At 58.5% G+C, this 22,057-nt stretch carries 17 protein-coding genes and 3 tRNA genes; 8 read left to right on the top strand and 12 right to left on the bottom strand.

Annotation, left to right across the window (positions count from 1 at the left end):
* Window positions 1-4: 4 nt before the first annotated feature.
* Together ACFSYH_RS02725 and ACFSYH_RS02720 are read right to left on the bottom strand one after the other, a co-directional pair.
* Window positions 5-874 (bottom strand): undecaprenyl-diphosphate phosphatase, encoded by an 870-nt coding sequence (locus tag ACFSYH_RS02725; RefSeq protein WP_377464951.1) that lies wholly within the window; start codon window positions 872-874, stop codon window positions 5-7.
* A gap of 155 nt (window positions 875-1,029) precedes the next feature.
* Entirely contained in the window at window positions 1,030-1,287 is a 258-nt protein-coding gene (locus ACFSYH_RS02720) for a primosomal protein (protein WP_377464950.1), read from the bottom strand.
* A 198-nt stretch (window positions 1,288-1,485) separates the two neighbouring features.
* On the opposite strand from ACFSYH_RS02720, the gene ACFSYH_RS02715 reads away from it, so the two are divergent.
* A complete protein-coding gene (locus ACFSYH_RS02715) occupies window positions 1,486-1,734 on the top strand; it encodes a DUF5703 family protein (protein WP_377464949.1) in 249 nt (82 codons plus the stop codon).
* Between the two features lie 39 nt (window positions 1,735-1,773).
* Here the strand turns inward: ACFSYH_RS02715 and ACFSYH_RS02710 are convergent, their stop codons facing one another.
* The 3 genes from ACFSYH_RS02710 to ACFSYH_RS02700 all read right to left on the bottom strand — a co-directional run bounded on the left by ACFSYH_RS02710 (window position 1,774) and on the right by ACFSYH_RS02700 (window position 6,184).
* On the bottom strand, window positions 1,774-3,099 hold the full coding sequence (locus ACFSYH_RS02710; protein WP_377464948.1) for a M20/M25/M40 family metallo-hydrolase: 1,326 nt from the start codon (window positions 3,097-3,099) through the stop codon (window positions 1,774-1,776).
* 188 nt (window positions 3,100-3,287) lie between these two features.
* A complete protein-coding gene (locus ACFSYH_RS02705) occupies window positions 3,288-5,381 on the bottom strand; it encodes a M3 family metallopeptidase (RefSeq protein ID WP_377464947.1) in 2,094 nt (697 codons plus the stop codon).
* A 143-nt stretch (window positions 5,382-5,524) separates the two neighbouring features.
* Complete coding sequence (locus ACFSYH_RS02700; protein WP_377464946.1) at window positions 5,525-6,184, bottom strand: NUDIX hydrolase; 660 nt, start codon at window positions 6,182-6,184, stop codon at window positions 5,525-5,527.
* Window positions 6,185-6,359: 175 nt separating this feature from the next.
* On the opposite strand from ACFSYH_RS02700, the gene ACFSYH_RS02695 reads away from it, so the two are divergent.
* From ACFSYH_RS02695 to ACFSYH_RS02680, 4 genes are all read left to right on the top strand, one after another.
* Window positions 6,360-6,447, top strand: a tRNA-Leu gene (locus ACFSYH_RS02695).
* A gap of 324 nt (window positions 6,448-6,771) precedes the next feature.
* Window positions 6,772-6,859, top strand: a tRNA-Leu gene (locus ACFSYH_RS02690).
* A 454-nt stretch (window positions 6,860-7,313) separates the two neighbouring features.
* Window positions 7,314-7,526 (top strand): AsnC family protein, encoded by a 213-nt coding sequence (locus tag ACFSYH_RS02685; RefSeq protein ID WP_377464945.1) that lies wholly within the window; start codon window positions 7,314-7,316, stop codon window positions 7,524-7,526.
* A gap of 193 nt (window positions 7,527-7,719) precedes the next feature.
* A tRNA-Leu gene (locus ACFSYH_RS02680) sits at window positions 7,720-7,807 on the top strand.
* A gap of 48 nt (window positions 7,808-7,855) precedes the next feature.
* On the opposite strand, the gene ACFSYH_RS02675 is transcribed toward ACFSYH_RS02680, so the two are convergent.
* The 6 genes from ACFSYH_RS02675 to ACFSYH_RS02650 are packed head-to-tail and all read right to left on the bottom strand — an operon-like array spanning window position 7,856 to window position 17,924.
* Entirely contained in the window at window positions 7,856-9,112 is a 1,257-nt protein-coding gene (locus tag ACFSYH_RS02675) for an MFS transporter (protein WP_377464944.1), read from the bottom strand.
* On the bottom strand, window positions 9,109-9,930 hold the full coding sequence (locus ACFSYH_RS02670; protein WP_377464943.1) for a serine hydrolase domain-containing protein: 822 nt from the start codon (window positions 9,928-9,930) through the stop codon (window positions 9,109-9,111). The genes ACFSYH_RS02675 and ACFSYH_RS02670 overlap by 4 nt, the downstream gene beginning before the upstream one ends.
* A gap of 25 nt (window positions 9,931-9,955) precedes the next feature.
* Window positions 9,956-11,749 (bottom strand): dihydrodipicolinate synthase family protein, encoded by a 1,794-nt coding sequence (locus ACFSYH_RS02665; RefSeq protein WP_377464941.1) that lies wholly within the window; start codon window positions 11,747-11,749, stop codon window positions 9,956-9,958.
* Between the two features lie 52 nt (window positions 11,750-11,801).
* A complete protein-coding gene (locus ACFSYH_RS02660; protein ID WP_377464939.1) occupies window positions 11,802-15,224 on the bottom strand; it encodes an error-prone DNA polymerase in 3,423 nt (1,140 codons plus the stop codon).
* On the bottom strand, window positions 15,217-16,959 hold the full coding sequence (locus ACFSYH_RS02655; protein ID WP_377464938.1) for a DNA polymerase Y family protein: 1,743 nt from the start codon (window positions 16,957-16,959) through the stop codon (window positions 15,217-15,219). The genes ACFSYH_RS02660 and ACFSYH_RS02655 overlap by 8 nt, the downstream gene beginning before the upstream one ends.
* Window positions 16,956-17,924, bottom strand: a complete 969-nt coding sequence (locus tag ACFSYH_RS02650) for a hypothetical protein (protein WP_377464937.1) — start codon at window positions 17,922-17,924, stop codon at window positions 16,956-16,958. The genes ACFSYH_RS02655 and ACFSYH_RS02650 overlap by 4 nt, the downstream gene beginning before the upstream one ends.
* A 225-nt stretch (window positions 17,925-18,149) precedes the next feature.
* Between ACFSYH_RS02650 and ACFSYH_RS02645 the strand changes: the two genes are divergently transcribed.
* The 3 genes from ACFSYH_RS02645 to ACFSYH_RS02635 are packed head-to-tail and all read left to right on the top strand — an operon-like array spanning window position 18,150 to window position 19,635.
* A complete protein-coding gene (locus ACFSYH_RS02645) occupies window positions 18,150-18,719 on the top strand; it encodes a YbaK/EbsC family protein (protein WP_377464936.1) in 570 nt (189 codons plus the stop codon).
* Window positions 18,716-19,345, top strand: a complete 630-nt coding sequence (locus ACFSYH_RS02640; RefSeq protein ID WP_377464935.1) for a GNAT family N-acetyltransferase — start codon at window positions 18,716-18,718, stop codon at window positions 19,343-19,345. The genes ACFSYH_RS02645 and ACFSYH_RS02640 overlap by 4 nt, the downstream gene beginning before the upstream one ends.
* Before the next feature lie 47 nt (window positions 19,346-19,392).
* Window positions 19,393-19,635 carry a hypothetical protein gene (locus ACFSYH_RS02635; protein WP_377464934.1) on the top strand — a complete coding sequence of 81 codons (243 nt, stop codon included), beginning with the start codon at window positions 19,393-19,395 and terminating at the stop codon, window positions 19,633-19,635.
* Between the two features lie 26 nt (window positions 19,636-19,661).
* Here the strand turns inward: ACFSYH_RS02635 and secA2 are convergent, their stop codons facing one another.
* The gene (gene secA2, locus ACFSYH_RS02630) at window positions 19,662-21,983 is read right to left on the bottom strand and encodes an accessory Sec system translocase SecA2 (RefSeq protein WP_377464932.1); all 2,322 of its coding nucleotides are present in this window, start codon (window positions 21,981-21,983) and stop codon (window positions 19,662-19,664) included.
* Window positions 21,984-22,057: the final 74 nt, after the last annotated feature.

Genomic DNA, 22,057 nt, shown 5'->3' with positions numbered 1-22,057 from the left:
CAGATCAGACAGATGGACCCATCGGTTGAAGTACGCCAGCAAGGAGCAGCATGACCACTGCCCCAGCCAAGAACAGTCGATACATCACAAACGGCTTGTAGCTGAAGGTCGAAACGATCTTGAGGAATGCGATGATTACGAAGTATCCGACGACAAACGCAACGAGCGTGGCAATGAGGGTCGGCCACATGCCTGCCGCGCCTTCAGCCGCTGGCTTACTCACGGAACCGTACAGCTTGTAGAAGCCCGAACCCATCACGGCAGGGATCGCCAACAGGAAGGAGTACCTGGCTGCAGCCTCACGGGTGTAGCCCAAGAGCAGTCCTGCGGTGATCGTGCCACCGGAACGGGACACACCTGGAATCAGGGCCATGGCCTGAGCGAAACCGAAGATGACCGCATCCTTGACGGACAGTTCGTTGAGCGGCTTCTTGTGCGCGCCACGTTTATCAGCCCAACCGAGCAGCAGCGCGAAGACAGCGAGCATGAGCGCCGTCAGATAGAGGTTACGGAACACGGACTCGATGCGGTCCTCAAGTAGCAGCCCCAACACCACGATGGGGATAGACCCCAGAGCGATGAACCAGGCCATCGCCGCATCACGGTCGTGTGCACCCATGCGGGCTTTCCAGTCAGTCCCGTGCGCTCCGCGCAGCGATTGCCACCACTTGATACAGATGTTTTTGATGTCTCTGCGGAAATATAGAAGCACAGCCGCTTCCGTACCGATCTGGGTAATGGCGGTGAACGCGGCACCCGGGTCTGCGTTGCCGATCAACTCGCCGACTATTCGCAGGTGTGCGGAGGAGGAAATCGGGAGGAACTCTGTCAAACCCTGCACGAGACCAAGGATTATTGCTTCGAATGCGTTCACAGATCAGTAGCCTACCCGCATTGCAGCGCTGATGGTGGGTTCCCGTATGGGGTGTTCGAGCTTTTCACCAAACAAACACGCAGAGAAGACGATGGGGTTCGAAGCATCTGCTTCGAACCCCATCGATATTTCCTAAACTTTATGTGACGAGAGGATCAGTCCTCGAACTCCTCGTCGTCGTCCTCATCATCCTCACCATCAAAATCATCGTCATCTTCGATGTTGGAGAATGGCAAGAGCTCTCCGTGGGTCATGGCGAGCGCCTCGTCGTACACCTCGAAGGCGTCATCGAGGATGTCAAAAGCATCATCGACCTTTGGGTCATCGTCGCCACGGCGGGTGACCACAGCCGAGTAGTGGGCTTCAAGAGCAGCGATGAAGCGGTCTAGCGCTGCACGAGGATCTACAGTCATGCCTCAAACGTTATCGCTCTTCCAACGATTTTGCACCATCATTTGGTCCCCAGATTTTCAGCCCTAGGGAAACGAACCCTACAATCCGGACAATTGCGCTGAAACCTCGCCCCAGATAGGAGTAATGTGTTGGTTCACACGTGAGCGGCCCCACACGATCACGTGCAGCACAACCCACGCGAAGGGAAGATTCACTCAATGCCAGCACACAGCCTAGAAGCCCGCCGCGCGGCAGACCTTCACTATCTCAAGGCCCGACGCAAGCGGGAACCACACTACGAATATCGCACGGTTGTTGTACCTCGAGGCACCTCGAAAACGCAGACCCGTGCGCTGCTCGTGCAGGAGGCGGAGGTTGGCAAGTGGGAATTGGCACGTACCGTGATCTATGAGGGCGGGACAACCAAGTATTGGCTGCGCCGCCGCATCATAGCTGTGGGTGTCTAGTTTTTATTTCACGTCCTGGTCCCTCGACCGTGAGAGTGCTCAGGCGTTTGCCAGCAGGCGATCAAGCACTTTAACGCCAAAGAGCAAAGCCGAGACGGGCACGCGCTCGTCAACGCCGTGGAACATTGCTGGGAAGTCCATGTCAGCAGGTAGTTGCAGCGGTGCGAAGCCGTAGCCTGCGATCCCCAGCACTGACAGCGATTTGTTGTCCGTTCCGCCCGACAACATGTATGGCAAAACCTTTGCTCCTGGGTCTTCAGCGAGTACCGCCGCTGACATTTTGTCCACGAGGGTGCCACTGAACGGAACCTCAAGGGCGGGTGCCACATGGATCGGCTCGATGCGCACACCGGGACCGGCCAGTTCGTCCAGAGTGGCCCGGCCCTCGGCCTCGTATCCGGGGAGGAACCTCGCGTCAATGACTCCCTCGGCAACGCGCGGAATCACGTTTGCCTTGTAACCCGCGGCAAGTTGAGTGGGGTTCGTTGAGTTACGTACCGTTGCGCCCACGAAGCGGGCTGCAGGCCCCATCGCGTCGATCAGGGCGTCAATGAGTTCAGGGTTCTCCGGCTCGTACGGCAACCCGGTCATCTCCGAGACACCTCGGAGCAGGGCATCCACTGTCGGTGTGGTCTGGTAGGGCCACTTGTGCTGACCAATGCGTGCGATAGCGGCAGCGACCTTGGTGACTGCATTGTCCTCGGCCACCTGGGAACCGTGGCCAGCCCTACCCTCTGCGATCAACCTGAGCCACGATAGCGACTTCTCTGCGGTTTGCAGCAGGTATGCACGCTGACCGTTGATCATCGTGGAGTAGCCGCCCACCTCGGAGATGGCCTCGGTTGCGCCGTCAAAGATCTCGCGCATGTTGCTGACCGCATAGTGAGCACCATACTCACCGCCCGCCTCCTCATCGGCGAAGAAGGCAACGATCACGTCACGTGCTGGTTTGCGTCCCTCTCGGACCATCTGGCGCACGACCGCGAGCATCATCGCGACCATGTCCTTCATGTCAACCGCGCCACGACCCCACAACATGCCGTCGATGAGTTCACCTGCGAACGGGTCAACCGACCATTCATCGGCCTGTGCCGGAACAACGTCGAGGTGTCCGTGCAGCACGAGCGCATCACGGGTCGGGTCAGTTCCTTCCAACCGCACCACAACGTTTGCGCGCCCCGGAGCCGACTCGAAGTATTGCGGGTCCAGCCCAACTTCAGTGAGCAGTTCCATCACATACTCGGCAGCCTTACGCTCCCCCGGCCCCTCGTTGTTGCCGAAGTTCGAGGTGTCAAAACGCAGCAACTCCTGGCAGATCTTGGCTACCTCATCGGCTGCGGTGATGGTGTTGTGTTCCGTGCTCATGTTGGTTCCCTTACCCGAATTACCTGCCACCCAACGGTGACGTCAGTTCTAACCTACCCCGGTGCGTGCGGGTGGACGTATATGCGTCCACCCGCACGCCACCCAGCGTCCGCACCTGAAAAGGTGAGGCGCTGGGCATACTCGCCTGCTCGTCGGCAATAAAAACCGTCGGCCAGCGGAGCCTACTATCAGACCGCCACGTTCAAACCACGCCGTGCGATAAGCGGCTCGATAATCTGCGGGCGACCGCGGAACTGCTCAAACACCTTGAGCGAATCCGCGCTGCCACCACGGCTGAGCAAAGTGCGCCGGAAATAGTCGCCGTTCTCCCGCTTCAAACCGCCGTTCTCCTCGAACCACGTGACCGTGTCGGCGTCAAGCACCTCGGACCAGATGTACGAGTAGTACCCGGCCGAGTAGCCGCCACCGAAAATGTGGTTGTAGTAGGTGGTGCGGTAGCGCGGCGGCACGACATCCAGGTCAACCCCTGCGCGAGCAAGCGCGGCCTGCTCAAATGCAACGACCTCGTCCACGCTCGACGGGACCTCGTCCTCGGTGATCTGGTGCCACGCCTGGTCGAGCAGGGCAGCAGACAGATACTCGGTGGTCGAGAAACCCTCATTGAACTGGCGCGAGGCGTTCAGCGTGTCGATCCACTGCGTTGGCATCGGCTCGCCTGTCTGGAAGTGAACCGCGTACTGCGCAAGGATCTGCGGCTCCCACGCCCACATCTCATTGACCTGGCTTGGGAACTCCACGAAGTCGCGCGCGACCTCGGTGCCCGAGTGCGATGGGTAGTGCACGTGCGAGAACAGGCCGTGCAAGGCGTGCCCGAACTCGTGGAACAGGGTAATGACCTCATCCCAGGTCAGCAGCGTTGGCTGGCCCTCGGGTGCCTTCGGGATGTTGAGGTTGTTCACCACAACCGCGCGGTATCCCGTCAGACCCGACTGGTCCACCAGGTTGTTCATCCACGCTCCACCGCGCTTCGACTCACGCGTGAAGAAGTCAGCCAGGAACAGGCCGAGACCCGACCCGTCCTCGTTGAACACCTCGAACACGCGCACGTCATCGTGGTAGCCCTTGAGCTCTGGGCGTTCCACGAACGAGATGCCGTACAGTTTGTTCGCGGCAGCGAAAATACCCTCGTTCACCACGCGCTCGAGTTCAAGGTATGGGCGCAGCAGCGAATCGTCGAGCGAGTACTTTTCGAGGCGCACCTTCTCCGCGTAGTACTGCCAGTCCCACGGCTCAAGTTTCGCGGTGTCACCGCCAAGGTCTTGGCGCAGCGCGCGCTCCAGTTCGACGGCCTCCGCGCGTGCATTCGCTACTGCGGCAGGAGTCAGATCAGCGAGAATCTTGTTCACTGCCTCGGTGGTCTTAGCGGTCGCGTCCTCCGCGATATACGCGGCGTGGTGTTCGTAACCGAGCAGTTTCGCGGCACGGGCACGCAACTTCACCGTCTCAAGGATGGTTGCCCGGGTATCGTTCTCGCCGCCCGTTGCACCACGGTTGATCGAGGAGTTGTACACCCGTTCGCGCACGTCACGTCGTGCGAAGCCTGAAAGCGCTGCCTGTTGGGTTGGCAGTTGCAGTTCCACGAGGTATTCACCCTCGCGGCCACGGTTCTTGGCGGCCGCCGCTGCGGCATCAATCGCGTCCTGCGGCAAACCTTCAAGGTCATCTGCGTTGGCGAAGAAAACACTCGCCTCGTTCGCGCCCGCCAGCAACTTACGACCAAACTGCGATTCCAGTTCAGTCAGGCGGGCGTTGATGGTGCGCAGTTCCTCCTGCGCCGCATCATCCAAGTCGATACCTGCGCGCTTGAAGTCCTTGAGTAGATTGGTCAACAGCCAACGGGATGCCTCGTCCGCCGGTTCCTCGCCCGCATCGATCCGCTGTTGCAACGACACAAATCGCTCGTAGAGTGCCTTGTTCATGAAGATCGCGTCGTGGTGCGCGGCGAGTTCTGGGGACAACTCCTCATCGATGTCCTCAAGTTCACTCGAAGCATCAGAGCTGATCTTGTTGTAGAAAACCGTGAGTGCTCGCCCAAGGACCTCGCCGCCAAGATCGAACGGCACAAGGGTGTTCGCCACCGACGCAGGCGCGTCATTGGCGATGATCGCGTCGATTTCCGCGAGTTCCTGCGCCATTCCAAAGCGGATAGCAGGCAGGTAGTGCTCGTTTGTGATGAGCGAAAAGTCGGGAAGGAAGTACGGAAGGGTGGAGGCTTGCGCAAATGGGTTGTTTGCGCCAAGCTCTGGTTGCACGTTTGACATGACTTCATTCATATCGCACATTTGCGGTTTGTCCACGGTAAAACACTTTTGTGGTTGCGCTCCCCACCGCTATCGGGCTTTGGAGGCGGGTTAGGTGTGGTCTGGGTTATCGCACTTCTATTGCACTGATTGGCGACGATCCCTCACGCCGCGATCTCAATCTCACGTTCCGTGTCCCACGGCTGGGTCCAGCCCGCCTGATCAAACACCGAATTGAGCAGGAGCCCAGTGAAACCCCACACGATACGCTCCCGGCCGAAAGTGTTGAACCGGAAGGCTGGGCCTTTGAACGTTATGCCCGCACGATGCATGACCGTGACACCGCGTGCGAGTGGATCGAGCAGTTGCGCGACGGGAACTCGGTACACCTCGGTCGTTTCCTGAAGATCGGCGACAGGGTCTTGCGGGGTGTGCCACCAGCCGAGCACCGGAGTCACCAGGTTGTTGGATACCGGAAGCGCGAGTTGCTGGAGAGAGCCGAGCACCTCGACTCCCCCGATGTCGATTCCCGTTTCTTCTGCGGTTTCACGCAGGGCTGCCGCTTCTGGTCCACGATCGGTTGGGTCAATCCCGCCGCCTGGGAAAGCGATTTGTCCAGGATGGTGGCGCAAGGTGTCGGAACGCTTGGTCAGTAGTACCTCAAGCCCTTGACCGCGATTTGACTCGTGTCCTTCGATTCCATTGAACAGGATCATGACCGCTGATTTACGTTGCCCTGTTGTGCGGGCTTCGCGGGTTGGGTCGTCGAGGTTTAAATTGAGCCCGGCCTTGAGTACCCGCTCAAGATCCTGCTTCGCTTCCATACCTGTCCAGTTCCTAACACTCTTGGCTTCTCACACGAGCACCTACAACGATGCTCCGTTATGTTCTCTTCCCATCAGTATGGCAGCGGTGTAGATCACAGCCTGGCGTGAGCGAACCACCTTGCTGATCAAGTACTATGGATGAGTTGCCACGGCACAAGCCAACACAACACCTGTCCGGGTGGCGGAATGGCAGACGCGCTAGCTTGAGGTGCTAGTGCCCGCATTAGGGCGTGGGGGTTCAAGTCCCCCTCCGGACACCACAACACATAAAGGCTCCCCACCAAACGGTCGGGAGCCTTTTACCTACCCCAAATCGTGCATCTCTAATCATTCGGCACATTCCCTCCACCGCCCCTATCTCCATCTTCGCTCTTTGCACCGGTCCGTGGGTTTTTCGTGGGTCTGTAGCAACAGATGACACATGCCCACGAAAAACCCACGGAGCGAAAGCCCTCCAGCAGACACAACACTGTCCGCTCATCGCCCGCATCCTGGGGCGTAGATCACAGCCTGGTGTGAGCGAACCACCTTGCTGATCAAGTACTATGGATGAGTTGCCACGGCATAACGCCGATACAACACCTGTCCGGGTGGCGGAATGGCAGACGCGCTAGCTTGAGGTGCTAGTGCCCGTATTAGGGCGTGGGGGTTCAAGTCCCCCTCCGGACACCACACAACAAAGGCTCCCCACCAAACGGTCGGGAGCCTTTTATTTGCTTTCGTGCGCCCACCACGCGAACTACAAGCCAGGGGCCATAATTACTTCACTCCAACACCTCACGAAGAGGCAACATGGTAATGTTCCGGAGTTAGGGCGTTTTTCTTAGGTATTAATTCCGGAAAATCACCATGTTGTGTTTGACGACGAGTTAGCCGCTTCCCACTCCCCTACTCGGTGGGCTGTTTTTGTTCCGGATGCATGGTATTTAGATGTGCACCCGGACGTTTTTCGGCCCATCGAGCACGAGGGCAACCCTAAACATATGGTCAACTGCACAGTTTGCGTCCCTTGCGTCGCCAAATGAACCGCCGGAACGCAAGAAATGCAGGGACCCGAGGACTCGTCGCCAATAATGAAAGTCAACCAACATTGACCACAGATCAGAAGTCAACTAAAGTTGACGTCATGGAAAATGTTACTCGTACCGCAATTGACGCGGATGGAACAGGCGTTCCACTCGCCGAACTGCGTCAAATCCGAGAACGACAGCGAGAACTCGCCCGAGAAGAGGCACGGTTGGTTCGCACTGCACGCGCCCAAAACTACTCATGGGTAGCAATCGCGGCTGCCCTTGAGGTCTCCAAGCAGGCCGTGCACAAGAAGTACGGTAGAAAATGAGTCAGAAAGGAATGAATCAGCCTGCTGACCCATCCATTGAGTGGCATGATTGCGCGGCATAAACAATAGATTTCATGGCAGTTCCCACGGCGCACAAGGCAAGCGGCACAGATCACAGCCTGGCGTGAGCGAACCACCTTGCTGATCAAGTACTATGGATGAGTTGCCACGGCATAACGCCGATACAACACCTGTCCGGGTGGCGGAATGGCAGACGCGCTAGCTTGAGGTGCTAGTGCCCGTATTAGGGCGTGGGGGTTCAAGTCCCCCTCCGGACACCACACAACAAAGGCTCCCCACCAAACGGTCGGGAGCCTTTCGCATGTCGGTCAAAGGATATCCGCGACCCTGGTAGCGATCGGGGAACTCGGGAATCCGCGGCGCGAGAACCACACGATCACGGCGGTGACGGCAAACAGGGCGGCCGCAAGCAGCGGAACAAATTCGAGCCCTGCACCAGCCAACACCCAGCCACCGATGATCGCACCAACGCTGATACCAATGTTGGAGGTTGCATTCACCCAGGCGCCAGTCATGTCCGGGGAGACCACCGCAGTGCGCACTCCACCGGTGGAGAAGAACGGCGGTGCCCCACCAAATGCCGCAGTCCATAGGAGCGCGAAGAACAGGGCGAGCCATAGGTTATTGATAGCAAGTGCAAAACCAACCAGGCCAACAATGAACACGACAAGGGTGACAAGCAGTGCGGCACGCGGGCGCACATCAAGGAATCGTCCAACAACAGCCAGTCCGATAAGCCCCGCACCTCCGAAGATGAGCAGTACAAGCGAGACGTACTCTTTGGCGACAGCTGCATGTTCGAGCAGCGGATTGATGTAGGTGTAGGCCGAATAATGCGCCAAGAAGACGGCCAGGTTAACCACGAGCACAGAAATGAATGGAACAGATCTATTCCACTTTTCCGCACGGCCAGAACTAGTAGTTTCCTGGGTGCCAACCTTCGTTTGAGCACTTCCAAACGACATCACATTCGGCACACTCGGCAGCCAGCGCCACACCGCCAAGGTCAACACCACCGCGACCGCGGCAACGATGCCAAATGACACCCGCCAGCTAAACGCGACCCCCAAAGCCGTGGCTGCAGGGACGCCAAGAACAAATCCCAGCGATACACCCGACGTCACAATCGCCATACCTTTGCCAAGGTCTGCGGGACGCAACAACCGCGCTGGATAGCCAATGGCAACAGCAAAGAACAAGGCATGCGCCGCCCCACCAAGAGCCCGGCCCACTGCCACAAGCCAAAAGTAAGGCGAGACGCTCACCACGATGCTCGATAGCGTGAAGGCCGCGAGGGTTGCCAACAGCACCGTCTTTCGTTCAAAACGTTTGGTCAAGATCGTCAACGGAACCGACAGGACTGCAACCATCGTGGCGTAGACCGTCACGATGATTCCCACCTCCGCGACTGACTTGCCAAAGTCTTCGGCCAGAAGAAGCAACAGACCAACAGGCATAAGCTCAGTGGTGATAGCAATGAAAATTGAGACTCCCAGCGCCACAAGAGCGGGTAGGACTTCGCGCAAAGGCCGTCCTTCTGGGGCCTGAGCAGGGGTGTTGCTCATGCGCTCAGTTGTCCATATTCGCTCAGTACCGCTTGGCTGAATAGCGGCCAGGCATCAACGGCCCATTCGCCAAAGTTCCGGTCAGTCAGTGCGACACACGCTAGTGCGGCGTCCGGGTCAACCCACAGGAATGTGCCGGACTGACCAAAGTGCCCGAATGTTTTGGGGCTATTGCCAGAAGCGGTCCAGTGCGGGGTCTTGGAGTCTTTGATCTCGAATCCAAGGCCCCAGTCGTTTGGCTTCTGCCGCCCGTAACCAGGGAGCAGCCCATCTACTCCAGGGAACTGCACCGACGTTGCCTCGTTCCAGGTGCTTGAGTGAACAAGCGTTGGCTTAAGCATCTCTGTGGCAAACAGGCCAAGGTCGTGTGCTGTCGAACGTCCGCCAGCCGCAGCGCTTGCGCTGATGTCCGTATTGGTCATGCCCAATGGTTCAAAAACTGCCTCGCGGGCGTATTGACCAAATTCGATCCCAGAGGCCTGCGCCACGTGATCCGCTAGTACCTCGAATCCAGTGTTGGAATACATGCGGCGCTGGCCTGGATTCCCACGAGTGACGTGCGAGTCGAACTCATAGCCCGCAGTGTGCGCAAGGAGATGTCTCACCGTGCTGCTCTGTGGTCCGGCGGGTTCATCGAGGTCTATCGCGCCTTCTTCGATTGCGATCAGCACCGCATATGCGGCGAGTGGTTTGGTCACCGAGGCGAGCGCATACTGCCGGTGCAGATCACCGTACTGCGTAAGGACACCGGACGGAGCGATGACTGCTGCGCTTGCGTTGTCTACAGGCCACTGAGCGAAGAGTTCTTGTGCACGCATACCTAGACACTACGACAACAGTGCTCTAGTTGGTGGGGCGTGCCCGCCGTGGAACATAGTTACTTCCGTCACCAGCAGGGTTAGGCGATACCTGGTCCGAGGGTGCGTCCTGTGCTCGTGTCGGAATCGGTGCGGTGATCCGCTCTAGGTTCACCCGCGTCTGATCGATTTCGGGGTCACCGGTGAGCAGAATGTTCTGGGCTGCCCGCGCCAGGTCGGAACGGTTTGCCTCATTGTAGAGGCGAGCCTTGGCGGACACTCGCGTAGGCGAGGTGGGTGTTGGTCCGGTTGCGTTTCTGCTTGGCGACGACCCTTCAAACGACCCCGTTGGTGGGACCGGCTGAGCGGCGGCGTTTGCCGCGCGCGTGGCACGCGTCTCCTGCACTGGCTGCTGGTGCGACTCGGTGTGCGTGGGTTGTCCGGGAACGGGGAGGCTTCCAAGGTTCACGGTCGGCGCGGGAGGGCCTGCATTGAAACCGGTAGCGGCTGTTCCCTCAGCCTCATCATAGATGTGCGAGTGTGGTGTCCTAGAGCGTCGAGTTGACTGTCCGCTGCCTGCTGCCGCGACCGCACCGTTTCCGGTTGAGGATGCAGACGGAGCGGACAACGCGGAACGGGTTGACACTGCAGAAACAGCAGATGCTGCGGTCAAGGCACGGATCGCAGCCCTGGTCTGTGGTTGATCGGCTGAGGGATGGGAGGCAGTGTACTCGACAGTGATCCCCGATGGTTCTCTCACTATCGCTGCAGGAGCCGCCTGAGGTGAAGATATGGAACGCCTTGAGGCAGCGGGCGCCTGATAACGTTCCAGGTCGCGTAGGGTGGGCGGATCGGACTCCACGACAGCGTTCTGCACTGCAGCGATTCCACCGATTTCGATCTGCTCCTGCAATGAGCGCAGGGACCGTTCAACGGATTGCAACGCAAGTTGCACCAGGCCTTGGACGGCTGGCGGCAATGGGCGAAGTGGCTGCGGCAGGTCACCGATGTCCAGTCCACGCAGTTGCGAGATTGTGTGGGTGACACGGATGCCCCCGTACTGGGTCATGATGACGGTGAGTGGATTGAGTGCGCTTTGCATGTGGTCTGCGAAAACGGCGATGTCCCTGTCACTGCGTCCAGCTACTGCCGCTTGAGCGAGTTCAACGCAGATGGAGGGCAAGACTCCAGCAAGGGCGGAGTGCCAGGTGTTCCCACCGTGACCAAGCACAAGGGAACCCTTGGTCTCGCCGGAGAATCCCCAGTTGAACGTTGTTGCCTTTTCGGCTGGCAGTGCGTTGTTGATGTGCTCGATGCGGTGTTTGATCTCCGCTGCATTTGCAGCCCTGTCTTTGAATCCCACAACGTTATCGAATGTGGCAATCGTGGCGAGTTCGTTGATGCTGAACACGTGGCGTGTGGTTGCCGGATTGTTGTAGACCCACAACGGAATCGGGGTCGCGATGCTTGCCTGCTCATAGAGGTAAAGCACCTCGTGTGAAAGCAGCGGCTGATAGGCCATGGGTTGCAGCAGTGCTCCAGCGGCTCCAGCGGCAGCGGCCTCCTCAAGGTTCATGGCGATCTCTGCGGTGGTGAGTGCACCCACCCCAGCGATGATGGGGATTCGATTCCCTGTTATCTGTGCAGCCGTGGCAATGACGCGTTTTCGCATGGATCGCGGCATGTAGGCTGCGCCGCCCACTGATCCGAGGACGGCTACCGCGTCGACTCCGGCGTTCACGGCGTTGTCAACGAGCGTTTCTAGCGTGCCTTCAAGAAGGCGTCCGGAAGCGCTACGTGGGGTTTGCACGTAGGCAACAAGTGGTCCTAGCACTGGCATTCGTCCAGACTACTCGCGTTTTGATTGGCTACAGAAGGCGACCCGTGGGGCATCAGTGAAAATCCCGTGAAGTCGTTTTTACTTGGAGGGATAGGGCGGAGAAATGCTCTGCCACAAGGTTTGTCGCGCCGTCTGCCTGCTCCACTCTACCGCGTACTATGGCCGCTGGCACTGTTCGTAGCAGTCTTCGATATTTATTCCACAATCCGACGGAGCACACGACGTTGACTATTCCTGTCTCATCCTCAAGGGACAGAAAGGTAATGCCCTGAGCGGTTCCGGGGCGTTGGCGGTGGGTGATAACACCAGCAGTGGTTATTCGTCGTTCCTTTTCACCGGTATTGACTTGGTAAGCGCTGAGAATGTTTTGCGAAGTCAACTGCTCGCGTACGAGTTCGGTGGGATAGATCCCGGGGTTGATTCCGGTGGACCATTGGTCAGCTTTGGCGCGTTCGACAACGCTCATTTCAGGTAGTGGTGGTGCTTCTACACCCAGGGACAGTCCTTCGAGTGTGTCTGGTTTTTCTTGGGTGAGGACTCCTGCCGCCCACAGTGCTTCCCTGCGGCTCACCCCGAGGACATCGAAAGCGCCAGCTGTTGCGAGCGCTTCAAACTGTTCGGCTCGCAGTTCGGTGCGACGGGCAAAGTCACGCAGGTCCGTGAACGGCCGTGCAGCCAAGATTTTTTCGGCTTCTTTCTCCCCTATTGTCCGCACGCTTGTCAGGCCAAGTCTGACGGCCAGATGCGTGGGCACAGGGACAGGAACCCCGTGTCGCGGCTTAGCCGATTCCTTTTTATTACCGACGATTCGATCGTTCTCCCCCACCTCACCTTGCGTATTGTCTGGGTTGGGTTCGACGGATGCATGGACTTCAGATACGTGAATACAGACTGGGAGGATGTTAAGCCCGTGTCGACGAGCATCGTTCATGAGGCTTTGCGGTGAATAGAAACCCATCGGTTGCGCGCCGAGCAGGCCTGCGAAGAAGGCTGCCGGGTGATAGGCCTTCAGCCAGGAACTTGCGTATACGAGCATCGCAAAGGAGAAAGCGTGAGATTCGGGGAACCCAAAATCAGAGAATGACTCAAGCTTTTGGTAGATTTCTTGAGCTACCTCCCTGCTGATTCCGTTGGCTGCCATACCATCGAAGAGTCGATCTCGCAGGGCTCGCATGCGTTCCCTTGAACGTTTGGCTCCCATGGCTCGGCGAAGTTGATCTGCCTCTGCCGCCGTGAAGCTTGCGGTGTCGATGGCCATTTGCATGAGTTGCTCTTGGAACAGTGGCACACCCAGGGTTTTACTCAGCGATTTTTCGAGTAGCGGATGTAAGTAGGTGACTTCCTGGATGCCACGTTTGCGCTGAATGTAGGGGTGCACCGAGCCACCTTGGATTGGTCCGGGGCGGATGAGCGCTACTTCCACAACTATGTCGTAGAACTCTTCAGGTTTGAGCCGGGGCAAAGTGGCGATCTGGGCTCGTGATTCCACTTGGAACACCCCGACCGTGTCTGCTGCTTGCAGTAGCTCATACACTTTTGGGTCTTCTTGAGGGATGGTGTGCAGCGTATGGGTTTGGCCTTCAACCCGTTCGATGTGCTCGAAGGCGAGCCGGAGTGCAGTGAGCATCCCAAGACCTAGCAGGTCGAACTTGACGAGTCCGGCATCTGCGCAGTCGTCTTTGTCCCATTGCAGGACCGTACGACCTTCCATGCGAGCCCATTCCACTGGACACACTTCGATGACTGGGCGGTCACACAACACCATGCCTCCGGGGTGAATGCCTAGATGACGCGGTAGTTTCCGTAACTGTTCCGCAAGGCTCAGTACATCGTGCGGGATATCGTCGCGACCATCACGTGGAAAGTTTTCAAGTTCCTTGGCAGTTGGTGAGAATCCATCCCTGCGCGCCTCTGTGTCCACGTCCGTTTCCATCTCGCTCAAGGAATTGTGTTCTGACGTTTCTTCTTCCGCCCGATCACCGTCAGACACTCTAGAACCTTGCGAATCCGGGGCTGAAGAGTTCGGCAGGCCTGGTACGCGGTGTTCGGTCAGTGAGCCCCACCGGTCCATGCCCTTCGACCAAGCATTCTGCTGACCCACGTCGTATCCGAGGACTCGCGCAGCGTCACGCACGGCAGAACGGGACCTGTACGAGATAACGTTTGCGACCAGAGCTGCATGCTCGCGGTCATAGCGTTCGTAAACGTATTGGATGGCTTCTTCGCGCCTACGTGATTCGATGTCCACGTCAATGTCCGGTGGCCCGTCTCGTTCGGGTGCCAGGAATCGCTCGAACAATAGTCCATGTCGAACCGCGTCCACAGCGGTGATGCCGAGTGCGTAGCAGACTGCAGAGTTGGCTGCTGATCCTCTCCCCTGCGCGAGGATTCCGTTGCGTCGGCAAAAGTCCACGATGTCGTAGACGATGAGGAAGTATCCGGGAAAGTTGAGGCCTTCGATGATCCGTAACTCGTGCGTGATCTTCTCGTAGGCTTCACGACTGTTCGGGTCGTCCGGGCTGCCATACCGTTCACGTGCTCCACGCATGGTCAGTTCACGCAGCCAGGTTGCTTCCGTATGACCGTCTGGGACTGGATACGGCGGCAGGTTTGGTGCCACGAGCGCGAGGTCGAACGCGTATTCACGTCCGAGATCCGCAGCCATTGTTACGGCGTGTGGGTGGGCGCGATGCAAATACATCATCTCTTGACCGGAACGCAGGTGACGTGCCGAGGTTGCTTCGAGCCATCCATCCATTTCTTCCAGCGTGCAGTTAGCTCGTAGTGCTGCGAGCGCTTGTCCGAGTGGTGCTGAGGCGGGCGTGGCGTAGTGGGCGTTTGTGGTGGCTACGAGTGGGATGTTAAGTGTGCTGGCGATGAGGGCTAGGCGTTCGTTCCTTTCGTCGCAGTGGGATGTTCCTTCCCAGGTGATCTCTATGGCGATGTTGTCTTTTCCGAAGATTTCTTTGAGCTGGCACGCGTAGGCGTGTGCAGCTTTGTGGCCTTTGGTTTCCAGGAGCGTGCGAAGGCGTCCCTTGCGACATCCGGTGAGGATGTGCCAGTTGTTTTTGGCTGCTGCTGCGAGGCTTTCGAGGGTGTGGTTGGCTTTGCCTTTTTCTCCGGTCTCTAGGTGTGCGCGGGCGATGGTTGCGGAGAGCGCTCGATAGCCTGTGGGGTTTTTGGTGAGGATGATGAGGTGGTCGCTTTGTGGGTCTTTGGTTCCGATTGGTTGTTCTAGGGTGCCGTGGGTTGTCGGTAGGTGGAGTTCGGCTCCGAAGTTGGTGGCCAGTCCGACTGTGCGGGCGGCTCGGGCGTAGTCGACGACTCCGTAGAGGCCATTGTGGTCTGTGAGTGCGAGTGAGGTGAGTTCTAGGCGCGCTGCTTCTGTTGCGAGTTCGGTGGGGGTGCTGGCTCCGTCGAGGAAGCTGAAGGCTGAGTGGGCGTGGAGTTCACTGTATGGGGGTGGGTTAGTCATAGATTCCCTCGCAGTACCATGTGCCGTTTGTGTAGGTGACGAGGAGTGGTTTGTGGTGTTCGGGGATGAGTTGGAGGTAGATGGATCGTTGTGGGGTGCGGCGCCACCATCCTGTGGTGATGGGCCAGGGGCCTGCCCAGTCGTGGATGTGCAGTGGTTGGGTTTGCGTGTCACTCCAGATGAGTGTGTGGGGTGGTTCGGACATTGTGGTGCGGTTGGTGAAGGTGATGTCGTGTCCGCTTGGGCCGTGCAGTTCGATGTGGCATGGCGGGTTGAGCAGCAGGGTGGGTGCTGGTGATGGGAGTGCGCCGGGCCAGGGTGCGGGTTCTGGTGGGGTTACGCGCGTTTCTTGTTCTTCCCAAGGTCGGTGTGTGGTGCGCCCAGTGTAGGTGCGTCCGCCGGTGTGTTCGATGGTGTGGACGTGTTGGGGGCCGATGAGGCTGGCGATGCGTTCTGCTGCGCGCTGGGCACGGAGGTCCCCTCCGGAGGATGTGCCCCAGAGGGATTCTTGGTGGGTGGCTGCTCCGATGATGTCGTGTGCGGTGAGTTGCAGCCGGGTGAGGGCGCTGGTGCGTTTGGTTGCGGTGTCGTCGTATTGTTCGGGTTCTGTGTGTGGTTCGTCCCGGGCTTGAGCACCTTCTCCTATCTGTCCGTTTCGGGAGGAGGAACCCGGTCCATGAAGTAACTCGCGCTCAGCTTGTTGGGCGCGTCGTTTGCGTACTGCTGCTTGTTCGCGCAGTGCACTGTTGGTGAGCCATCCTTCGAGTTGCCAGCGCACACGTTGGGTGAGTCGTTCTGGGCTCATGGCACCGAGTGCCGTGTCATCCATGCGCCAGTTTCGGCTGAGTTCGGTTCCGTCGCTCATGCGGGCTTCGATGGTGATGCGCCCGCAGGTTGCGGACGCGTTGATGAGTTCGTTGTGGATCTGTTCTGCTAGGCGACGAGCATAGAAGGCGGCTTCGTCGACTCGCGTTGCCGGATGGTCGAGTGAGGTGTGCACTGTGATCTCGGGGATATTGCGTGTATCTAGTGGAGTGTAGAGGTCTTTGCCGTGTGCGAGTTCGTGGATTCGTAGCCCGTCCGCTCCGAATCGGGTGTGTACGAGGTCGCGTGGGAGCTTCGCGATATCCCCGAAGGTTCGGATGCCCAGTCTGTCCCACAGTGCTACGAGTTCACGGATACGAGTGCGTTCGCTCGTGGATGCGAGTGCGTGGAGTGCATCGATGAGGGGTCGGGCTGACAGGAATGTTTGGCTCTCCCCCGCAGGGATCGGACGCATGGCTCGTGCGGACAAGATTGCGGCTAGTAGTCCTTCGGCAAAACCGACGTGAGCTTCGCATTGGGCTTGTTCTGCGATGAGGTCAACGATTTTGTCTGCGAGCGCGTCTTCGCTTGTGAAGTAGCGGGTGGGCCCTGTTGCGCCGAAGGTGATGAGTCCTGGGCGCAGGATGTCGAGGTATGGGATGAGGGTTTCGACCTCGTGGGCGATGTATTCGAATTCTTTGGCTTCGAGTGGTTCGTTGGCGTGGAGGACTTCTATGTCTGGGAGGAGTTCTTGGGCGTGGCGTAGGGGCATTCCGGTGCGAATGCCTGCTGTGCGGGCATAGCCGGATGCGACATGGACGCGTTTGTTGGCGATGAGGATGGCGGGTGTGGTTGCGGGGAGTTTGTTGACTGCGAGGGCAACGACGAGTGGCCAGTCTGGGATCCAGATGGTTCCGGTTCGGCTGCTCATATTACGTGTTCCAGGGGTGTGGTGTGGAGGGTGAGTTTCGGTGCGTGACTGATGCCTGGCGTTGGGTCTGTTGCAGCACTGCCAATGGAGGTGCTGCTGCCAGAGGCGTTGGCGTTGGCGCCGACGAACCTGCCGTTATGGGTGGTGAGCGTTGCAGTGGTGTTGCCATACTTGTTGGCGGCGTCCACGTTGTAGGTGCAGGAGGTGAGTCGGCCTAACCCATTTTTGGTTCCGGCCCATTGCTCGCGTGTGGTGTCGACGTAGGTGCGTGCGCCGGGCCAAGGACGCCCCGTGATGATGTGGGTTCCACGTTCTTTGGCTCGGGCAGCAAGCGTGCGTTGTTCTGCCGGGGTGAGGATTGTGTGCGGCCCGAGCAGGATGAGGTCGGTTCCGTCGATGAGCGTGGCGATGATCTGTGGGGTGTGGTCCGCGGGGTGTGGCACGACGAGTAGTTTGCTGAGGTCTACGCCAAGGTCGTGTGCTGCACTGTAGTTGAGCTCTGGTGCACCGACGATTCCAGCCCAGCCTCCTGCTTGAGTGTGTTGCACGAGTAGGGCTAGTGCCGTGTGGGTTGAGCCATGAGCTACGGTGATCGCACCTCGGTGTAGGCCGTTCGGGAAGAGCGCTGTGAGTGTTGGGTGCACAGGAATGGGTATGCGGTCTTCACGGGTCATGACCCGACCTGCGCTTGGATACTCTTCACTAACGTCCACGGAGTTCGACTGATTCAGTGCATGCTGGCTGTTCCCCGGGGCCAGGAACTCACGGTCCTGCGCGCGAGTGACGGCACGCAGTCCCTGTTTGGTTTCAGCTGCTGCGAGCGCCGCTTTGGCGGCGCGCAGCCGATCTCCATGTGCCCCTGGCCCTAGGGGGTGATTCTTCTGGGACGTGCCTGATCGTCGCGAATCAGCAAGGTTTTCTTCAGTGCGCGAGGCGTCTATTTCCACCGATATTGGGAGACTCATTTCAGACACCGCTTTTCGAACATGTGTTCGATTCTAATGATGCGTGGGGTGTCTGACAAACCTAGGGATAACGGTGCCAGGTCAGCACGAAATCGGGCCGCACGCTTCTCGACACCACTGCAGACCAGGAGCCTCCACCCGCGGTAACCAGCGCTTCCCCTAATCCACCGGGTCACGATGTGAATAGGTTCGTCGCTCCTGGACAACCGGCACTAGGGTGGTTTTATGTCTTTCGCAACACCTTCTTTGTCGCTTGGTCAGGTTCGTTGGGTGGGTGCGCTTGAGCATCCTGAGTTGCTCGGCCCGGTTGTGCATGAGCAATTACGCGCGTGGCAGACGGAGCACCCGAAACTGGTCCAACAGGTCATGGCCTGCGAGATTGATCCTGAGCTTTCGGATACCGCCGTCATGTCGGAGCATTACGACATTCCCATGGACACCTCGGTGAACTGTGTACTCGTTGCGGGTAAACGCGAGGGTGTGGAGCGCACCGCAGCCGTTGCGGTTCGGGCAAGCACCCGTGCGGACATCAACGGCACGATCAAACGCATGTTGGATGTGCGGAAGGCCTCGTTCGTCCCGATGGATCGCGCGGTTGAGGAATCATCGATGGAATATGGTGGCATCACCCCCATCGGCTTGCCCGAGAACTGGCGTTTTGTGGTGGATGGTTCGATTGATTCCGATGCGTGGATCGTGATCGGTTCGGGTATCCGCGCCTCAAAGATCGCGGTTCCGGGATCCGTTTTGGTGGCACTGACTGGCGCTGAGGTCATTGAAGGGCTTGGCCGATGATTACCGTACGTCCTGCACTGCCTGGCGACGAGTCGGCAATCGCCTATCTCGCCGCCCGCACATTCCCGCTCGCAAGCCCCGCTGGCACGAGCCAGGAGGACATTGATGCGTTTATCGTCGGTAATCTGAGCGCCGCGCATTTCGCGGCGCATATAGCCGCGCCAGCCACGCACGTTATTGTGGCGGTACGTGAGCTGATTGCCGACGATTCCCCAGCTTCCAGCCCCGTATCGCCCACAGCGGTGGCCGGGTTGAGCCCTGACCTTGCTGTTGTTGAACGCGATGGCAGGTTGGAGGAAGTTGTGGGGTACGGGCTGCTTGCGGGCGGCGATCACGGTGTGCCGGACGAGTCGTTTGGGGTTCAGGGTTCGCCGAGTATTTATCTGTCCAAGTTTTATGTGGATGCTCAGATGCACGGCGGGAGTGTCTCTGCGCCGCTCATGGAGGCCGTGCGCGCTGCCGTGCAGCAGGAGTTCTCAGCCTCAAGCGTGTGGCTTGCGGTGAACCAACTCAATGTTCGCGCCGCCAAGTTCTACGAGAAGTCTGGATTCCAGAGGGTTGGCACCAAAACCATGCAGGTTGGTTCACGCCTGTTCGCTGACTATGTCTATGAACTAACCCTGTAGTTGCCGTTCGCAAGGGTATACACTGCTGGAAATCAGAGAGGTCTACCATGAAGAACTGGTCCCCCAAACGCATGCTCCGCTTCGGTATCGCAGGCATTATCGTTGGACTCGCGATGTTCTTACTCGGCGTATTCCAGCCATGGGTGACCTGCCCCGACGAGCCTCTGCCTGTGGGATGCCCAGCACCCACCGAATCAGCAGTTCTCATGATCGTTGGCTTTCTCATTGCAGCACCCAGTTTCTTCGCCGCTGCAATCATTGCCCTACGCAAGCCACACAACAGTGAATAAAACTTGGATCCACAGGTATCACCTGATCATTTGTAGGTGAGGGGTGGAAGTTTCTCGCCCCTCGTTTTCTTGGCGATGAAGGCGAGGATGTGGTCTGCCTGTGACATGAACGGGTTATCTGTGACCATGTACGTCCAGGTGGATGATGGCCTACGCAGCCCAAGGTCAGCAAGCGAATCTGCGTTTGCTGGCGCAGCGTCCAATACCTCCCGAACAGCATCGCGTGCACGCGCCCCAAGCGTCAAAAAATCCTGGATTGCCACACGGTTGAACTCGTCCAACGGATTCAGTCGGCCCAGCACGCGCAAATGGATGCCCTCAAGCGTCGCAGTCAACAGATTCACGTGCCCCGACCATGCTCGGTCTAACTGGTGCAGTACAACCTCGACAGCAAGTGTCCGGTCCGGCTCATCGCGCCAACGAGCACCCTGTTCAGGACCGTTCAGCCACACCTGATCCAAATACTCGTCAAACGCCTCTTCCTCAACCAAGATGCGTTCGCGGGTCTTCAAGAAAATCTCACTGTGCGCATCAACAATCTTGTTGTATTTACGAGTCGTGCGATGCAACTGCGATAACTTACCCTCGGCGACACGCTGCGCATGCCCGTACAGATGCAGGAACCTCGGGTCAGTTATCCGCCCATCGTCTGCAACACTGATCGGCGGCTCATTGATCTCGATGTGCCGAGAAACAACCGCATCCTCAAGACTCGTGAAAAACACAGAAGTACCAGGATCACCCTGACGCCCAGAACGACCACGCAATTGCCGATCCAACCGAGTCGATTCGTACCTACTCAACCCCACAACCAGCAGACCACCCGCGTCACGGGCCTGCTGATCGAGTTGAATGTCCACGCCACGGCCAGCCATCTGCGTCGACACAGTCACCGCACCAAAACGACCAGCACGCGCAATGACCTCAGCTTCCTGCGCATCATTCCTAGCATTCAACACCGAAGCAGTCACGCCCCGCTCAGCAAGCAATTGGGCGAAACGTTCCGACTCCCCCACGTTCGCAGTGCCAACCAGCACGGGACGACCCACCTGATGAGCCGCACAAACAAACTCGGCTGCCGACTCGTCGCGAAGCACAACCGTTGAGAATAATCGGTCCGGCTCATCAACACGAACACACCGGCGATGCGTGGGAACCATCCCGGTACGCAACTGCAGGTCATCATGGAGGCGCTCCGCCGCCTCGCGGGCGGTACCACTCATACCCGTGAGTGACAGATAACTGCGAGCGACGCTCTCCACCAAGATCTGATCCAACACCTCAGACTGTCGTGTGACCACCAAACCTTCTTTGCGCTCAACGGCCGCGTGCAAGCCGTCGGGCCAACGCTGCCGGTCGGAGACCCGGCCACGAGCGTCGTTAATCAGTTGAATCTGGCCATCCACAATGATGTAGTGCACGTCCCGTTCAACCAAGGCTCGAGCATGCAGGGCAACATTCGCTGCGGTCAACAACTCAAACCGCTCCGGCGCATACAGGTCAGACACACCCAACGTCTGCTCAACCTTGGCGAGCCCTCCGTCCGTGAACGAAACGCCACGACGTTCACCGTCCACCTCAAAGTCAGCGCCCTCAACGAGTTCACCAACCACGGCGGTCAGTGCTGCCTCTTCTGGAGCAGGATCGGCCTCACCAGCCAGGACCAGAGGCACCATCGCATCGTCTAGAAGCACCGCGTCGATCTCATCAAACACTGCCGCGTCCAATTGAGGGAGCATCCGCGAAGTGCCCGGTGTGCGCTGACGATCCCGCAACATGTCGAACCCCACCTGATGGACCGTTGCATACACAACGTCACAGCCATACACCTGGGTCCGCTCACTCCGCGACATAGACTCAGCAACCGCGCCCGACTGCATATCGAACACCTCGAAGAAAACCGACCCATGGGCCGCATCCCTCGCTGCGAGATATTCGTTCGCAGACAACACGTGGACCTGGCGTCCCATTACGCCGAGACCCGCAGCAACGATGAACCCGACAAGGGTTTTCCCCTCACCGGTCGCCATATCCACAACCCTGCCACGTAGCATGCTCGCCGCTGCAAGTAGTTGCTCCTCGAAGGGGTCAAGACCAAGAGTTCGATATGCTGCCTCGCTAGCAAGCGCGAGATACCTCACCAGATCCCTGTCTTTTTCCAGGCTCGTTGAGGTGAGACTGGTTGCGGCTTGCTGAAGTTTCCTGTCGCTCAGTGCACGGAACTGCTCACGAGTCTTCATTGCTTCGTGAACTAATGGAACAAAACGCCGTAAGTTCTCCGCGCCTGGTTCCTGCCGTATCTGCTGAGCCCACAACACTGGACGTTCCCACCACGACACGGATTTCATCTTCAAAACTCCTGACCAGGATGATCGGCACCTTGGCTCCAGCCTATGACGAAATGGGAGGGTATCCGCGTTGT

Source organism: Populibacterium corticicola (assembly GCF_042683685.1).
In the GTDB taxonomy this organism is placed as follows: domain Bacteria; phylum Actinomycetota; class Actinomycetes; order Actinomycetales; family Cellulomonadaceae; genus Timonella; species Timonella corticicola.
Note: the sequence above shows the minus strand (reverse complement) of the source record. Positions and strands in the feature narration are given on the sequence as shown.

Coding starts and splice junctions, on each gene's coding strand:
- ACFSYH_RS02720 (WP_377464950.1), bottom strand. CDS start 1,287: ATGACTGTAGATCCTCGTGCAGCGCTAGACCGCTTCATCGCTGCTCTT.
- ACFSYH_RS02700 (WP_377464946.1), bottom strand. CDS start 6,184: ATGGAAGCGAAGCAGGATCTTGAGCGGGTACTCAAGGCCGGGCTCAAT.
- ACFSYH_RS02715 (WP_377464949.1), top strand. CDS start 1,486: ATGCCAGCACACAGCCTAGAAGCCCGCCGCGCGGCAGACCTTCACTAT.
- ACFSYH_RS02675 (WP_377464944.1), bottom strand. CDS start 9,112: ATGAGCAACACCCCTGCTCAGGCCCCAGAAGGACGGCCTTTGCGCGAA.
- secA2 (WP_377464932.1), bottom strand. CDS start 21,983: ATGAAATCCGTGTCGTGGTGGGAACGTCCAGTGTTGTGGGCTCAGCAG.
- ACFSYH_RS02665 (WP_377464941.1), bottom strand. CDS start 11,749: ATGCCAGTGCTAGGACCACTTGTTGCCTACGTGCAAACCCCACGTAGC.
- ACFSYH_RS02710 (WP_377464948.1), bottom strand. CDS start 3,099: ATGAGCACGGAACACAACACCATCACCGCAGCCGATGAGGTAGCCAAG.
- ACFSYH_RS02655 (WP_377464938.1), bottom strand. CDS start 16,959: ATGAGCAGCCGAACCGGAACCATCTGGATCCCAGACTGGCCACTCGTC.
- ACFSYH_RS02685 (WP_377464945.1), top strand. CDS start 7,314: ATGGAAAATGTTACTCGTACCGCAATTGACGCGGATGGAACAGGCGTT.
- ACFSYH_RS02635 (WP_377464934.1), top strand. CDS start 19,393: ATGAAGAACTGGTCCCCCAAACGCATGCTCCGCTTCGGTATCGCAGGC.
- ACFSYH_RS02670 (WP_377464943.1), bottom strand. CDS start 9,930: ATGCGTGCACAAGAACTCTTCGCTCAGTGGCCTGTAGACAACGCAAGC.
- ACFSYH_RS02645 (WP_377464936.1), top strand. CDS start 18,150: ATGTCTTTCGCAACACCTTCTTTGTCGCTTGGTCAGGTTCGTTGGGTG.
- ACFSYH_RS02660 (WP_377464939.1), bottom strand. CDS start 15,224: ATGACTAACCCACCCCCATACAGTGAACTCCACGCCCACTCAGCCTTC.
- ACFSYH_RS02650 (WP_377464937.1), bottom strand. CDS start 17,924: ATGAGTCTCCCAATATCGGTGGAAATAGACGCCTCGCGCACTGAAGAA.
- ACFSYH_RS02640 (WP_377464935.1), top strand. CDS start 18,716: ATGATTACCGTACGTCCTGCACTGCCTGGCGACGAGTCGGCAATCGCC.
- ACFSYH_RS02705 (WP_377464947.1), bottom strand. CDS start 5,381: ATGTCAAACGTGCAACCAGAGCTTGGCGCAAACAACCCATTTGCGCAA.